The sequence below is a fragment of the Flammeovirga sp. EKP202 genome, assembly GCF_014534745.1.
Taxonomy (GTDB): Bacteria; Bacteroidota; Bacteroidia; order Cytophagales; family Flammeovirgaceae; genus Flammeovirga.
In genome coordinates this window covers 71,612-88,284 of sequence record NZ_JACVVP010000023.1, presented here as the reverse complement: position 1 = coordinate 88,284, position 16,673 = coordinate 71,612, and the positions used below count along the sequence as shown (strand labels likewise).

Annotated in this window: 12 protein-coding genes; 8 read left to right on the top strand and 4 right to left on the bottom strand. The window is 35.6% G+C overall.

Annotated elements, in window-relative coordinates:
* Positions 1–4: 4 nt before the first annotated feature.
* The 8 genes from IC221_RS15460 (at position 5) to IC221_RS15425 (ending at position 12,637) form a co-directional block, all read left to right on the top strand.
* A complete protein-coding gene (locus IC221_RS15460; RefSeq protein ID WP_188169831.1) occupies positions 5–1,393 on the top strand; it encodes a SpoVR family protein in 1,389 nt (462 codons plus the stop codon).
* Positions 1,394–1,576: 183 nt separating this feature from the next.
* The gene (locus IC221_RS15455; RefSeq protein WP_188169830.1) at positions 1,577–3,361 is read left to right on the top strand and encodes an ABC transporter ATP-binding protein; all 1,785 of its coding nucleotides are present in this window, start codon (positions 1,577–1,579) and stop codon (positions 3,359–3,361) included.
* Positions 3,362–3,558: 197 nt separating this feature from the next.
* Positions 3,559–4,038, top strand: a complete 480-nt coding sequence (ndk, locus tag IC221_RS15450) for a nucleoside-diphosphate kinase (protein ID WP_044207472.1) — start codon at positions 3,559–3,561, stop codon at positions 4,036–4,038.
* Between the two features lie 867 nt (positions 4,039–4,905).
* Entirely contained in the window at positions 4,906–8,016 is a 3,111-nt protein-coding gene (locus IC221_RS15445) for a TonB-dependent receptor (protein ID WP_223241399.1), read from the top strand.
* 12 nt (positions 8,017–8,028) lie between these two features.
* Entirely contained in the window at positions 8,029–9,597 is a 1,569-nt protein-coding gene (locus IC221_RS15440; RefSeq protein ID WP_188169828.1) for a RagB/SusD family nutrient uptake outer membrane protein, read from the top strand.
* A gap of 18 nt (positions 9,598–9,615) precedes the next feature.
* A complete protein-coding gene (locus IC221_RS15435) occupies positions 9,616–10,830 on the top strand; it encodes a glycan-binding surface protein (RefSeq protein WP_188169827.1) in 1,215 nt (404 codons plus the stop codon).
* A 264-nt stretch (positions 10,831–11,094) separates the two neighbouring features.
* Entirely contained in the window at positions 11,095–11,862 is a 768-nt protein-coding gene (locus IC221_RS15430) for a transporter (RefSeq protein ID WP_188169826.1), read from the top strand.
* 112 nt (positions 11,863–11,974) lie between these two features.
* A complete protein-coding gene (locus IC221_RS15425; protein ID WP_188169825.1) occupies positions 11,975–12,637 on the top strand; it encodes an energy transducer TonB in 663 nt (220 codons plus the stop codon).
* Positions 12,638–13,135: 498 nt separating this feature from the next.
* Here the strand turns inward: IC221_RS15425 and IC221_RS15420 are convergent, their stop codons facing one another.
* The 4 genes from IC221_RS15420 to IC221_RS15405 form a co-directional block, all read right to left on the bottom strand.
* Complete coding sequence (locus tag IC221_RS15420) at positions 13,136–13,729, bottom strand: DNA-3-methyladenine glycosylase I (protein WP_188169824.1); 594 nt, start codon at positions 13,727–13,729, stop codon at positions 13,136–13,138.
* A gap of 188 nt (positions 13,730–13,917) precedes the next feature.
* Positions 13,918–15,516, bottom strand: a complete 1,599-nt coding sequence (gene rny, locus IC221_RS15415; protein WP_188169823.1) for a ribonuclease Y — start codon at positions 15,514–15,516, stop codon at positions 13,918–13,920.
* Positions 15,517–15,607: 91 nt separating this feature from the next.
* Positions 15,608–15,895, bottom strand: coding sequence for a cell division protein ZapA (locus IC221_RS15410; RefSeq protein WP_188169822.1), 288 nt, complete (start codon positions 15,893–15,895; stop codon positions 15,608–15,610).
* Between the two features lie 171 nt (positions 15,896–16,066).
* On the bottom strand, positions 16,067–16,624 hold the full coding sequence (locus IC221_RS15405) for a hypothetical protein (protein ID WP_188169821.1): 558 nt from the start codon (positions 16,622–16,624) through the stop codon (positions 16,067–16,069).
* Positions 16,625–16,673: the final 49 nt, after the last annotated feature.

The following is a 16,673-nucleotide window of genomic DNA, read 5'->3' as shown; positions in this document are numbered from 1 at the left end:
AAATATGGATTGGTCCTTAGATGATTTAGCCCGTTGGAATGATAAAATAGAGGAAATAGCACAGGAATGTGGGTTAGACTATTATCCTCAGGAATTTGAGGTGTGTGACTACCACGATATGATTGGCTATCAATCTTATGTTGGTATGCCGTCAAGGTATCCTCATTGGAGCTTTGGAAAATCATTCGAAAAACAAAATACGCTTTATAAAATGGGAGCTCAAGGGTTGGCCTATGAAATGGTGATCAACTCAGACCCGTGCTTGGCGTATTTGATGATTGACAATCCTTTGTCGATGCAAATCTTAGTGATGGCACATGTTTATGGCCATAATGACTTTTTTAAAAACAATATTAATTTTTCTCACACGAAGCCTGAATTCGTATTAGAAAACTTTAAACTACATGCAGATCGAATTCGCTCTTACATAGAAACACCAAGTATTGGTTATAAAGGTGTGGAACGGATTTTAGATGCTGCACATGCTATTAGTTTTCATGTGGATAGAAATCAAAGAATTGTCCGATTGTCTGAAGAAGAGCAGAAAAGCCATTATTATGGAGCGTTGAACAAAGATCGATCGTATTGGGATGAGTTAAAAAAGGAAGAAACAGAAGAAGAGTTTATACCATCTTTATCAGAAGATTTGATCTTATTCTTGATTGAGAATAGTCGCTTTCTGGAAGATTGGGAAAAAGATATTCTTAATATTGTCAGAGAAGAAACGCTCTATTTTCTTCCACAAATGGAAACCAAAATTATGAATGAAGGATGGGCAAGTTTTTGGCATTATACCATCTTGCATAAACTAAAGTTACCGCCGTCTATGCATGTAGACTTCATTCGTTCTCATAATCAGGTGATTCGTCCGCATGTAGGAGGTTTAAATCCCTACCATATCGGTTTCAATATCATGGCCCATTTGGCAGGAAAAAAAGACATGTTTGAGTATGAAATCAACCCTCAAATATTTGAAGTTAGAGCAGTGGATAGAGACGTTTCATTTTTAAGACGTTTCTTAACAAGAGAGTTAATGGAAGAACTGGGTCTTTTTGAATACCAAAGAAATCATGGTAAGATTTCAGTAAGCAATATTTCAGATGATATGAAAGGCTGGAAAGAGGTGCGTGACACTCTGATTGCTCAAACCGGTACAGGAAGTATTCCGATCATCAAAGTAAAAGGCATTGCACCTATAAATAACACACTACAATTGGTGCATGAATTTGATGGAAGAGAGTTGGAATTAAGTTACGTCCACAAAACAATGCAGCATATTGGCACGCTTTGGTCTGATTTTCCGGTGAAGCTAGAGACTAATATTGAAGGGAATAAAGTAATTTGCTGTTATCAGAAAGGAGAATTTACAGTAGAGACCGATTCTGAATTTTAATTTTCAAAGGAATTACTCAAACTTCATTGATAAAACAATGATTAATATTTCTAAAAAAAGCTTCATCGTTAAAAAATGAAGCTTTTTTAGCATTAATAAGTGCTTGCTTTGTATTTTATTGGTGATTTAAATTACTTTTGCAGACGGTATTAAGTAAAGATTGTTTTGGGAATATTTAGAAACATGGCGCGTAAAGATTCTGGAGAGAAGAAAAAACAGCGTTTAGACAAGGGAAGTATAAAAAAACTGAGAGGTATATTTCGGTTTATGATGCCTTATAAAGGTGTTTTTACATTAGGTTTAATTAGCCTTTTCTTTTCTAGCACTATATTATTGGCATTGCCCAAATTGATTGGAGTATTGATGGATACAGCACAAGGTAAAGTGACTATTCCATGGCTTCCAGATTTAAAATCTGTAGGTTTAGCTCTAATGGGAGTTCTATTGTTTCAAAGTATATTTTCATTTTTAAGAGTATACTTTTTTGCAAAAGTAAATGAAAATGCCATTGCTGATATTAGAAGTGCACTTTATCAGAAGTTTATGTCACTTCCAATGTCATTTTATGATAAAAACCGCTCTGGAGAGTTATTCAGTAGAATTACTTCAGACGTATCGGTACTACAAGACACATTTTCAACGACATTAGCAGAGCTATTTAGACAAATTGCTACATTGGTTTTTGGTGTTTCCATCTTATTTTATGAAAACCCAAAGTTATCTTCAATCATGATTTTGAGCTTTCCAATTTTGATTGTTTTTGCGATCATTTTTGGTAAATTCATTCGAAAGCTTTCTAAAAGTACACAAGATGAATTGGCAAAAGCGAATATTGTTGTAGAAGAAACGATCCAATCAATCGGGACTGTAAAGACATTTGCCAACGAGGAATTTGAAATTAAAAGATACGGAAACAATTTATCTAAAGTAGTAGATATTGCGTTAAAGTCAGCCACTTATAAAGGTACATTTATTTCATTCATCATTTTTGTATTGATGGGTGGAATTTTGGGCGTACTTTGGTATGGAACTTATATGGTTTCTGTAGGTGAAATTTCAATTGGTAGCCTTACAACATTTGTGCTTTATACAATGTTCATTGGTGGTTCATTAGCAGGGCTGGGTGATATTTATGGCACTCTTCAAAAAGCAGTAGGTGCTACTGACCGTGTGGAGGAAATTTTAGTAGCAAATTCAGAGCATGAAATTGATAAAGAAACAATTCCAAAATTAGAAGGAAAAATCAGTTTCAAAAATGTCAAGTTCTCTTATCCAACTCGTAAAGAAATTGAAGTTCTAAAAGGGGTTAACCTTGAGATTGAGAAAGGAGAGAAAGTAGCACTAGTGGGTAAATCAGGTGGTGGTAAATCAACCATCGCACATTTATTACAACGTTTCTATGAAATTGATAGTGGAGACTTATTAATTGATGGTAAATCTTCAAAGGATTATAACTTGATCGGGTTTAGACAGCATGTAGGTGTTGTTCCTCAAGAGGTATTATTATTTGGCGGTTCTATTGCTGAAAATATTGCTTACGGTAACCCTGAAGCTACTGAAGCTGAAATTATCGATGCCGCTCGCAAAGCCAATGCACTCGAATTTATTCAGTCTTTCCCAGAAGGAATGGAAACTTTGGTAGGAGAGAGAGGTGTAAAGCTTTCTGGTGGTCAACGTCAAAGAATTGCGATCGCAAGAGCTATCTTAAAAGACCCTGCAATTTTAATTTTGGACGAAGCAACTTCAGCTTTGGATATCGAATCTGAGAAGTTGGTGCAAGAGGCGTTAGAAACGTTGATGGAAGGAAGAACAAGTTTGATTATTGCTCACAGACTATCCACAATTCGTAATGCTCATAAGATTGCAGTGTTGGAAGAAGGACAGATTGCGGAAATTGGTAACCATAATGATTTAATTAGTGAAGCAGAAGGAGCATATGCCAAGCTAATTCAGATGCAAGATTACTAATAAATCTCCTAGGAGGTATTGTAAATCAAAATATAGGAAGCTAGAAATAAGGATAAGACCTTGTTTCTAGCTTTTTTTTCTTGTGTAGGAAAGAACTTTAATATAAGTTTGTTTAGAACAATTAAATGATAGGCTATCTATAAATAGAGTAACATTTAATTGTAGGCCAAAATAATAATACACTAAACGAAAAACATATGTTTCAAGACAACTATGCTCCACAAAAAGGTACCTTCACATTTACTATGATCAAACCCGGTGAAGAAAACCAAGACTACATTGGAGAAATCCTTACAATGATTCATGAAGCAGGCTTCAGAATTCAAGCCATGAAAATGGTGAGGCTAAGAACAAAACAAGCAGAAATGTTTTACCGTCATTTATCCGATCAACCTTTTTATCCAGATGTAGTAAAATACATGACATCAGGGCCAGTGATTGCAGCAGTGCTTGAAAAAGAGAATGCAGTAGCAGATTATCGTAAATTAATCGGTGCAACTGACCCATCAAAAGCGGAAGAAGGTACAATTCGTAAAAGATTTGCAAAATCTACTGACAGAAATGTTGTCCATGGATCTGATTCAGATGATAATGCTGCTGAGGAAGCATCATTCTTCTTCTCTTTCAGTGAGAGATATAATAAAGATGGTCACTGTTTCTTCGGTTGGGGTAAATAAGAACTTTAATTATTATAAGTATACCTGTTCAAAATTATCTATAGCTTCAATGCATTTGAATTAAACTCAGGTTTCGTTAAAATTTTTTGTCTTACCTGAGGTCAATTCATTCTACATTTATAAACTATATTTAATTATGATCAGCCACTTAAGACATAAGAGAGGGTAGTAATATAACTTATATATTGCTGCCTTTTTTTATGTGATGGGAGATTTATTTAAGTGATATTCTCCTTTTTTTATGTTTTAGACTCTGAATAATGATTCTTTACATAAGTGTTGTAAATACATCTATTTTAAAAATTAACGTATTTTTAAGTTTGTTTTGGTATTAAATGTAGTATTTATTTTGAAGGGTTTAAGTTGTTGATTATAAATATTTTAAGGTGTTTTGGTAGTAATAATGTAGTATAAATATCGTAAAATTGAATTTGATTTTTTTTGATGTCGAGGGATAGTATTTCTTAACATTGCTATATGAAATTTTAACAGCTGTTCTATTTAACTCTTACACATTAAAATTATATAAGTATGAAATAGCAAGACCTTACTCTTTAACATAAAGCAATTAAAGAAATAGTAATAACAACTATATAATCTGTCATTTTTATAACTACAACACTTTCTTTCTTTTAATTATTACAAATATGAAAATGAAGAATAAGATTATACTAGTAAAGTAATACTATAAGACGACAATTGAGCTTAAATCCTTTTTTAGTCTCTCTACGAAAGGTAGGACAGTTAATGTAAATGGAGTTTAGTACTCTCTTCTATTTATCCAATGTCCTTTGAAATGAAATACTATCGCTTATCAAAAAAACAAACATGCAGTATTACAACTCAAAAAGAAACATAAGAGTTTTGATGTTTCTTATATCCTTGTTGTGTTCTCTTCAATTATACGCACAAGAAAGGGTGATCACAGGACAAGTCCTTGATGCTGATGATCAATCACCGATTCCTGGAGTGAACGTAGTAGTCAAAGGTACTTCAATCGGTACCGTAACAGATTTTGATGGTCATTATAAGTTGGCGTCAAGTACACCAATTACAGAAATAGTGTTTACTTATGTAGGTTATAAAGACCTGGTAAAAGTTGTAGGCAGTACTGATGTGATTAATGCAAGCCTTGAGGCAGATTTAGAGCAACTAGAAGAAGTAGTGGTGGTTGGTTATGGCCAAATGAAAAAGTCTGACTTAACAGGTTCTTTAGTTTCTGTAAAAGGAGAAGCACTTCAGAATACAGTTTCCACGTCAATGGATCAGGCGTTGATCGGTAGGGCAGCAGGTGTAGTTGTTACTCAAAACTCTGGACAGCCAGGGGGTGGAGTATCAGTAAATATCCGTGGAGCAAGTTCATTTGGCTCTTCAGAACCTCTTTATGTAATTGATGGTGTTCCTTTTTCAGGTAATGCACAAGGCACAAGTTCAGGATTTGGCTGGGCAGGTGGAGGTGATGGACAAACAGCAGTGAGCCCATTATCAACAATCAATAATAATGATATTGAGTCAATTGAAGTACTAAAAGATGCTTCAGCAACGGCAATTTATGGTTCGAGAGCAGCTAATGGTGTAATACTCGTTACGACAAAATCTGGGAAGTCAGGTAAAACGAATATTGCTTATGATACCTTCTATGCACTTCAGGAAGTTCCGAAGAAATTGGATGTTTTGAACTTGAGAGAGTTTGCAACTTACATGCAGGAAATCGATAGAGATTATAATAGAAGCAGTGATCCTTACTTATCAGACATTTCTTTATTAGGAGAGGGGACAAACTGGCAAAATGAAATTTTTAGAGTTGCCCCAATGCAAAGCCACAACCTAAGTCTAACAGGAGGTAATGATAAGACAAACTTCGCTACTTCATTAGGTTATATGGACCAAGAAGGTATTATGGTTGGATCAGGTTTCAATAAGTTAACAGGTAGATTGAATGTTAACCATAAGGCAACGAATTGGTTTAAGATAGGAGCTTCTGTCAACTTTGGTAATACCACTGAAAATATCACTTTAAATGATGATATTGATGGTGTAATCTCTTTATCATTAAGACAGCGTCCTGATATTCCAGTGAAAAATTTGGATGGTACTTGGGGAGGACCAAGACCAGAAGATGGTATTAATTTTCTTAATCCTGTAGCTCAAGCAGAACTAAGAGATATGAGTTTAGAAAGAATGAAGTTCTTTGGTAACCTCAACGCTGAAATTGATCTACACAAGAACCTTAAGTTTACAACAAAATTAGGTTATGACTTTGGTATTACCAACAACTATGGTTTTGACCCTACTTATGAAATTGGGGCTGTAGTCAATAACGTCAACAAAAGTAGAAGACAAGTTGATCAAAATAAGTTCTGGGTATTGACTAATTTCTTGACTTATAACAAGTCTTTCGATAAGGTGAAAGTAAGTGCTATGTTGGGCCAAGAAGCACAAGAGGCATCATGGCAAGGATTAATGGCCTTCAGAACTGATTTCGTGACAAACGATATTACAGAAATTAATGCTGGTGATGCAGAAACAGCACAAAATGCAGGTTACAAAGGAAGTCATGCATTAGCCTCTTATTTTGGTCGTGGACATATTGATTTCTTAGATAGATACATGATTACAGCTACTTTCCGTTATGATGGATCGTCTAATTTTGGCCCAGAAAATAAGTGGGGTTTCTTCCCGTCTTTTGCTTTTGCATGGAAAGTGAAAAACGAAAGCTTTATGCAAAATGTTGACAAAATCAGTGATCTGAAATTTAGAGTCGGTTATGGTGAAGTAGGTAATCAAGACATAGGAGGTTACGGTTATGGTACTGCTTTAACGAACTACGCAACAAAGTGGGGGATAGGTCTTTTACCTGCCAATTATGCGAACCCTCTATTGAAATGGGAAACGTCAAAATCAGTCAACTTAGGTATTGATTTAGCAATGTTTGAGAATAGATTAGAACTAATTACTGAAGTCTATCAAAAAAATGTAACAGATCTTTTAATGGACCTTCCTTTACCGATGTATATGGGTTCTCAAGGTACCGGTTCGATAAAAGCACCGACGACAAACATTGGTGAAATGACAAACAGAGGTGTGGAAGTGACATTGAATACAATTAACACTACTGGTGCCGTAAAATGGTCTACAGGAATCACATTTACAGCGAATAGAAATGAAATTATATCTACAAGTGGTGCAACAATTAATGGTGCAGTGCAATATGGTAGAGACCGTATCACAAGATCTAGTGAAGGTCAACCTATTGGTTTATTCTATGGTTATCAAGTAGAGGGTGTTTTCCAAGATGCGGCAGATGTTCAGAACCACGCACAACAATCAGATAAGATTGACAGATTGAGCGGTACATGGGTTGGTGACTTGAAGTTTAAAGATATCAATAATGATGGCGTGATTAACGAAGAGGATATTACACTTATTGGTGATCCAAATCCTGATTTTACATTTGGTATCAATAATACTGTAGAATGGAAAAATTTTGACCTTAACTTGATGTTGACAGGAAGTGTAGGAGGTGATATTTTTAATTATACAAAACGTACTACAGAGGAATTAACAGGAGCATTTAACCAATCAGCTACTGTGAAGGATAGAGCTATTTTATCAAGCAATGATAATTCAATTGAAGGTGTTACGCTAGTTAATCCAGGAGCTTCATTACCAAGAGCAACATCGGGTGACCCGAATGCGAACAACAGAATCAGTGACCGATATATTGAAGATGGATCTTATTTACGTATTCAAAACCTATCAGTAGGCTATAGCTTACCATCACACATCTTAAATAAGATACATTTAACGAAGTTGAGAGTGTATATGAACTTCCAAAACCTCTATACATTCACGAATTACTCAGGTTTCGATCCTGATGTAGGAAATTACAACCAAAGCTTGATTTTAAAGAATGTAGATAATGGTAAATACCCATCACCAAGAATCTATACATTGGGACTAAACGTACACTTCTAAACCATCGAGAAAATGAATTTTAAAAAATATATAGTGTTATTCATTACAGCAACAACTTTAGTGGCATGTAGTGAAGCTTTTCTAAACCGTCCACCTGAAGACGCAATCACTGAAGATTCATTCTACAAATCAGAGAAAGAATTGAAAATGGCCACGGCAGGTTTGTATAATGTGGTATGGTTTGATTACAATGACAAAGCAAACTTTGCGATCGGTGATGGTGGAGGTGGTAATTTTGCTACCAATGATGCAGGATATGATGCATTCTGGAGATTTGCAGTTACAGGTACAAACTACGTTTTGGCAGAAGCTTGGAGGTCACTTTTTACGGTTGTAGGACAAGCCAATAGTGTGATTCGTAATGTAAATGAAAAAGCGGATGAGAGCATTCCTATGGAAGCTAAAAATCAAGCCATTGCGGAAGCACGTTTTATGAGAGGGGTTGCCTATTTACAATTAGCGTTGTTGTGGAGAGAAGTGCCTATCATTGAGGATAATGTACCGTTAATCAGTAATCCGATTATCCCAAAAAATACAACAAGTAACGTATTCCAATTCGTTATCAATGATTTAACATTCGCTGCTGATCACCTTCCTGAAACAGACGAACCAGGTAGAGTGACAAAATGGTCGGCAAAAGGAATGTTAGCCAAAGCTTATTTGTATAGATCAGGTGTTGGACAAACAGGGAGCCGTAGTCAAGATGATTTAAATATGGCCAAGTTACATGCAGGAGATGTGATCAGGTTGAGTGGATTGGAATTAATGGACAACTATGCAGATTTGTATAAGATTGAAAACAATAACAGTCCTGAAAGTTTATTTGCCTTCCAATGGATTTTTAATGGAGGATGGGGTACTCAAAATACACATCAAGCTTACCTTGCCCCTGAGGGAAAACTAACAGGTGTTGGTGATGGCTGGGGAAGTGGCGGTGGAGCTGCTCCTAGTATCAAAGAATTGTATGAAGTAGGTGATGAAAGAAGAAAAGCAACTTTTATGTATAAAGGTGATTTCTATCCTGAATTAATGAAAAGTGAAGGCGGATACCTTTATGAATTAGAGACTTATCCAGCGGCTTCTTCTGTAAAAAAATATGTAGTAGGTTCTCCTGATGATAACGATGGTCAAGTAGCTTTTATGCGTACAAGTTTAAACACTTATATGCTAAGACTTTCAGAGGTTTACTTAATCTATGCTGAAGCAGCAATGGGCAATAATGCTTTTACTTCAGATGCTGATGCATTACAATATTATAACGCTGTAAGAGAGAGAGCGGGACTTGATGGAAAGTCAGCAATCACTTGGATGGATATTTTTAATGAACGACGTGTAGAATTTGCAATGGAGGGCCACTTCTGGTACGACCTATCACGTTGGAGCTTTTTTGATCCTCAAGCAGTTGTAGATTACCTTTCAACACAAGAGAGAGGTTCATTTAGTTGGACTGATGGCAATCCTGTTCTAGAGTCAAGAACTTATAATGTGATTGAGTCAGATTTGATTATGCCTTATCCCGAAGCTGATGTGGTGAATAACCCCTTATTAAAAGAGGCAGCAGTAGAATATAATTTCGAGTAAACTAAAATTAAAAACATTATGAGAAGATTATTTCTTCCAATATATATAATTGTTGCATTGGTAATGCAGGGATTATTCTCCTCTTGTACAAATGAAACAGAGGATGCTCCAGCCATTTCAATGGTAAGATATACAGACCCAGATTTGGCTGATCAAGATTTAGCAGAAGTAGGATTAGGTGAAGTTATTGCCATTGTAGGTAAAGGTTTAGGCTCAACTGTTATGGTGACCTTAAACGATATGGAATTGTCCTTAAGCCCAGTTTACATTACAGATGGTAGTGTGATTGTAACAGTTCCTGATGATGTTCCTACAGTAGCCACAAATAGTTCAGTTTCAAATAAACTGGTGGTGACGACAAGTAATGGGATGATTGAGAGAGATTTAATCGTATTACCTCCTGCTCCTTCTATTGAAAGTATTAGTAATGAATTTGCGAAAGCAGGTGATTCATTTAAGTTATCAGGAAAGTATTTCTATTTTGTTGAAAAGGTAGTTTTTCCAGGTGGAATAGAAGTAACTACAGGACTTAATGTAAATGATGAGGCTACTTCTTTGACACTTACAGTGCCTGATGGTGTTACAGAAGCAGGTGCAGTAGAAGTTGTAACGGCTTCAGGGACTTCATCTACAGCTCCAAGGTTTATGTTCAATGACAAAACTGGTATGGTGTGTAACTTCGATGACCTTAATATCTTCTCTTGGGGAGTGGGTCCTGGAGCTTTTAAAACAGAAGATGGTTTAGATGGTGTTTATGTACATACTTATCAAGATTCACCAATTACTCCAGGTTCATGGTGGGACAATAATTGGGTAATCGCCATGAATGGTTATGCCGGTCAAGGTTTGAATGGGGCCGCTAGTGACTATGCTCTTAAGTTTGAAGTAAATGTTGGAGCTCCATTAAATAGTGGTAGAATTCAAATGCAGTTTATTGGTGATAATGGCCCTCATTTCTTATGGAAGCCATGGGAAATCAACAAGGATATGACAAGGTATTGGGAGTTTACTGGCGATCGTGAGCCTTTCCAAACAGAAGGTTGGGAAACGATTGTAATTCCAATTGAGTTATTCCGTTATTCGGGAGGTGCAGGAGCACCTGTTGGAAATGTTGCAGATATTGATGGACAACCGATTCGTTTTGCCCTTCAAAATGCAGATGATCCAGAGGGAGAAGAAATCCCGATGTTAGACATCAAATACGATAATATTCGAATCGTAAAAATCAAATAAATACAATTGAAGAGGTAATACTTCAGTTGTTGAGTTAAGCAATAGCTTTTCCACGTTAATTTAGTCTTTAGGCTACTCTGTTTTAGGGTAGCCTATTGTTTTTTATCACTGTAGAAAGTGTTCCACTGAGTATTGATTTGATGTAATGAATAATTCAACATCCAAGAATATAACTATCTTTTCTTTTTATTTCATTTTAAGATGAGAGCCTCAGAAGAGTATTTTGTTTTAGTTAATTTATAAAAAGCAATCATCTTAAATATTATGAATTACAAAATACTCACTCTTGTATCTTTCTTTGTTTCAATCTCAAATCTTTCCTATGCTCAATTTAGTGAAACAGTTTCTTCGGATAGACCGGGCCAAACCTATAGTGCATCTACTTTAGGGAAACATGTTTTTCAGTTACAAACAGGGTTTAATTATACGGAAGAAAAAGATGGAGATGTTGACCGAAGTAACATTAATAGTAATACTTTTTTAAGACTTGCTTTGAGTGAGAGGTTTGATTTGGAAGCTTTGGTGATTTATCGTAGAGATAAAGCAAGAACACAAGGCGAAACTTCGGTAGTTGCTGAGGGTATAAGTGCGACCGAATTAGGTTTTAAATATAGCGTATTAGAAAATGATGGATGGATTCCAAGTATGGCTTTTCAAGGAAGGGTACTTTCAAGGTTAGTGAATGATGATTATAAAAGATCTTCTCCAGGTATGTTGATGAATGTAGCCACCCGAAATCAAATCAACAATTGGTTGGCCTATAATATGAATGTAGGTGTTACTTTTCCAAGAAGAGGAATTTCTACTTATTTGGTTCCTGCTACTTTTAATTTCTCTGCTTCTTTGGGGAAAAGGTGGGGAGCATTCATCGAGCTTTATGGTAATCTGAATGATTTTGAGCCAGGAGTTGATGGAGGTTTTTCTTTTTTTATCAATAACGACTTTATGTTGGATTTATTTGGAGGTGTTGCATCAGAATCATGGTTTGTAGAAGGAGGTTTGTCATATAGAATAAAGTGGAGGGAAGATTAAATTTGCAAATAGGTGAACTTCTTACTTTATTTACATAATACGTACACATTCAAATATATAATAATACTACAAGCAACACGTTATATATTCACAAGCCATATATACTCTTACAATGAAGACGCTACTACTCCTACTTATCATCGTCATTTCGCCTCTTAAAATATTGGCTCAATTAACACCTGAGGAAATTTCGAAGGACTATATTCGTTATGCTTATGAGTTATTAGAGCAGGAGGAGTACGATAAGGCATTGATCAAAACAGACGAAATAATCGCATTACTTCCAAGAACCACTTCGGAAATTCAATACATTAGATCTTTGGCACATCATCATTTAAATCTAAATGATATAGCAAAGAATGAGGTAATGGAAATGTACAATTACCCAATGACCGATGAATTGAGAATGCATGCCAATGAACTTTCAATGTTATTGGATCACGAAATGAAAACAGCTTCTGCTGAAGATTCTGATACTATTTATGCAATGCCTGAAACTTCGGCATCATATCCAGGAGGTATGGGTGAGTTTTACAGTTGGTTTCATGCAACATTTGAAACAAATACAGCTACCAAGAAGGGAAAAGTATTTGTTGAGTTTATTGTGAATAAATACGGTAAATTAGAAGATATCAGAATCCTAAAAGGTATTGAAAGTAGTGTAGATGATAAGGTAGTTTCTATTTTAAGAAGTTCACCAAAATGGATGATTGCTCAACAGAGTGGTAAGCCTGTACAACAAAAAATGGTTTTGCCTTTTACCGTGGAATATTAAATTATCATCAACTTTCAATAGGCCTTTCTACAAGCATTTATTGGATCTACTTTCAAGCTTCCTTCTTCTTCATTTTTCCATTGATGAAAAACGAAGCAAAAAATCTAGGCTTAGAAGTCAAAAGCTAAATTTCATTCCTCTCGCCTAAATGATTTTAAACTCGCTTTGCTCAAACAAGAAAATCATTTTTAACGGCTCTATACATGAAATTCTTCACGCTTTTCCCTTCAAGGCCGAGGGAGATACTACTAAATGATTATCCGATTACATTATCAAAAGATAAAGGTTTTATAATTATCTTCTAAAATGCAGTTTTGTAGGGGCGTTGCATTGTAACGTCCTCGCGAACCACAATACACTACCCTCAGTGTGCTTGGTGAATTCTAAACTAAAGTTTCAGTATTTAGATCAGATGATACCTTGTGATCCAAACTATAATCTGATTAGGAAACACCTCTTGATAGTTATCTCTAATTGAGTATTGAAGAATGAGAATATTTAAGCTCTTGGGCGAGCCAACTTCTGCACTTCCTTGTGTCTAAAACAATCGACAGTATGATCATTGATCATACCCACTCCCTGCATATAAGCATAACATGTAATACTCCCGACGAATTTAAAACCTCTCTTCTTTAAGTCTTTACTCATTCGGTCACTAATGTCCGTTTTAGTTGGTACTTCTTCCATTGTTTTCCAATTATTTTGGATCACTTTATAATCCGTAAATTGCCAGATATACTCTTTAAAAGTTCCAAATTCTTCCTTTACTTTCAGGTAGGCTTTAGCGTTACTGATGATTGCTTTTATTTTTAATTTATTTCGGATAATTCCTTTTTCTTGCATTAAGGCTTCAACATAGTCATCATTAAACTCAATAATGGCTTCTGCTTCAAAATTTTCAAATAACTCCTGATAATTCTTCCTTTTGAGCAATATCATATGCCAATTCATACCTGCTTGTTGTCCTTCAAGACAGAGCATTTCAAAAAGTTTACGGTCATCATAAACAGGGACACCCCATTCTTCATCATGGTAGTCTTGATCGATTTTATGATGTGTAGACCACTCACATCTAGTTTTATTGTCTGACATAATTTGAATGTTTAGGAAGATATTAGGAATGTGGAAAGACGAGTTTATGCATTCGAGTTGATGAATACTACCCTCTCTTTCAATTCAAAATATAATAATAAAAAATCGTACTCTTACCTTGAAATAAAGGAAATAAAAAAGGTCGACTAAATAAATAGCCGACCTCTAAAAATATATTTTTGTCTGTCTTATTTCGCGAAATGTACTGAGCGAGTTTCACGAATTACAGTTACTTTGATCTGTCCAGGATATTGCATTTCTGTTTCGATCTTGTTGGCAATATCAAATGATAATTGACCAGCATCTTGATCAGGAACTTTATCTGCATCAACCATTACACGTAACTCTCTACCTGCTTGGATCGCGTAGCATTTGTGAACACCTTTGAAGCTCATTGCTAAACCTTCCAATTCTTTCAGACGTTGGATGTAAGATTCCATCATTTCACGTCTAGCACCAGGTCTAGAACCACTTACAGCGTCACATGCTTGAACGATAGGAGAAATAAGCGTAGTCATTTCAATCTCGTCGTGGTGAGCACCAATTGCATTACAAACCTCAGGGCTTTCACCATATTTCTTCGCTAGGTTCATACCTAAGATTGCGTGAGGTAGTTCTGGCTCTTCTGGCCATACTTTACCAATATCGTGAAGAAGACCGGCACGCTTCGCTACTTTAGAGTTCAAGCCAAGCTCTGAAGCCATTGTGCTTGCCAAGTTAGAAACTTCTCTAGAGTGCTGTAACAAGTTTTGACCATATGAAGAACGGAAACGCATTCTACCTACCAACTTAATTAATTCAGGGTGTAAACCGTGAATGCCTAAGTCAATAACAGTACGCTCACCGATTTCGACAATCTCGTCTTCAATATTTTTCTTTGTTTTGGCAACTACCTCTTCGATACGAGCAGGGTGAATACGACCATCTGCTACTAATCGGTGTAAGGAAACTCTTGCAATCTCTCTTCTTACAGGATCAAATCCAGAAATAATGATTGCTTCAGGCGTATCATCAACAATGATTTCCACACCAGTGCTTGCTTCTAAAGCACGAATATTTCTACCTTCTCTACCAATGATTTTACCTTTTAGTTCATCACTTTCTAGGTTGAAAATAGAAACGCAGTTTTCAATAGCTTGTTCAGCGGCAGTTCTCTGTATAGCAGTGATTACCGTTTTACGTGCTTCTTTAGTAGCTGTCATTTTCGCTTCTTCCATGATATTTTTGATATGCATGGATGCCTTAGTGCGGGCTTCATCTTTTAAAGCTTCAACAAGTTGCTCTCTCGCTTCTTCCGCTTTCAAGTTGGCTACTTTTTCAAGTTGCTCTACTTGTTTCAGACGAAGTTGTTCAGCCTCCTCTTTAGCTTTAAAAGTAAGTTGTTTTTGATGTGCTAACTCTTCAAAGCGCTGCTCCATTTCTTGATCTTTCTTTTTGAAAGATTCAATCTGTTTTGCAATTACAGCTTCTTTTTGCTTGTGCTTTGATTCTTGTTGTTTTAAACGATTTTCGAACTGCTTAAGTTTGTTTTCGTTTACGCTGAGTTGATTTTTTCTCTTTGCCGTTTCAGAGTCAAAATCTTGTTTCATTTTCAAGAATTTCTCTTTAGACTCTACAAGTTTTGACCTTTTGATGCTCTCCGCTTCCTTCTTTGCATCTTTTACAATGTCTTGTGCTTTGTCTTGTGCGGCTGTTTCCATGCCTTTCAAGACTTTCACCAATAAAAATCTGCCAATCGCTACTCCTATAAGTAGACTGACAACGGCAGCTAAAATTATTTGTTCCATGTTGTACGTACAGATGTCTGTGCGTAGTTCGGTGACTACAGTTGAATAATATATATGTTCAGGAACTACAAGATCAAAAAAAGAAGAAATATTAAGGTAAAATTTCGTCTAGTTGTTTATTGATATCATTCACACGACTAGCGATATTCTGTAACTCCTCTTGTTCTTTCAAAGCTTCCACCACAAAATCAAATGCAGTAATAACAAGTAGATCTTTCATTTCAACACCAGAGAGGTTTTGACGCTTTTCATCCACAATCTGATTGAGGCGTTCTGCTGCTTTTTTAAGCAGATGCTCTTCAGATTTGCTGGCTTTTACGTTGTATAATTTGCCACAAATGTTCAGTTGTATGCTCTCTTTAGTGGATCTTAATCCCATGCTTAGTACTACAAGTTTTTTTGGTTATCACCCCATTAGGGTAGTTATTGCAATCTATGTGAATATGAATATTAAACCGAAATTTTCTTCGATCTAAGTAAAATTCCCTTTTAAAGAATAAATGTACTTTAATTATTGGAATTTTATATCTTTTTCAGTCAAAAAAGTAACTTACCCTTGAGAAAGTCTTTCGATTTCCTCATTAAGAAGCTCGATTTCGGCCTTATTTTCTTCTTGTTCCTTTAAAAGTTGCTGATTTTCTAATTGAAGTTTTTCAAGAGATTCCACAAGTGGTTTTAGATCTCTGATCTCCATTTTCAATTTCTGAACTTCCATAATTGATGCTCTTTTTTGTTCATTAAAAACATCAATGGTTTCATTTTTTTCTTCGATCTCTTTTCTTAACTGATCAATATCCTGATTGAGAAACTGAATCACACTTTGTTGTCCTTCGGAAAGTTGCTGTGCTTCATCTCTTTCCTGTTGTAAAGTACTTTTCTCATTCATTAATTGATCAATTTGTTCATCTCCCTTGTTGATCAATTCCTGTAAACGGTCGCTATGTTCTTGTACATCTATCGTTGCATCTAACTGTTTTTCAGTCTTAATGCGATCTTCGTTTAATTGTTGAATTGTAGTTTGAGCGTTTTTATAAAGTGCTTGCAGGGTGTTGATTTTTTCAACCAATAGTTTAAGTTCTTCGCTTAAATTGGGGATGATAGTTGACATAATTGATCAGAATTAAAAAATGAAACCACTCTCTATTTTATTAAAATAA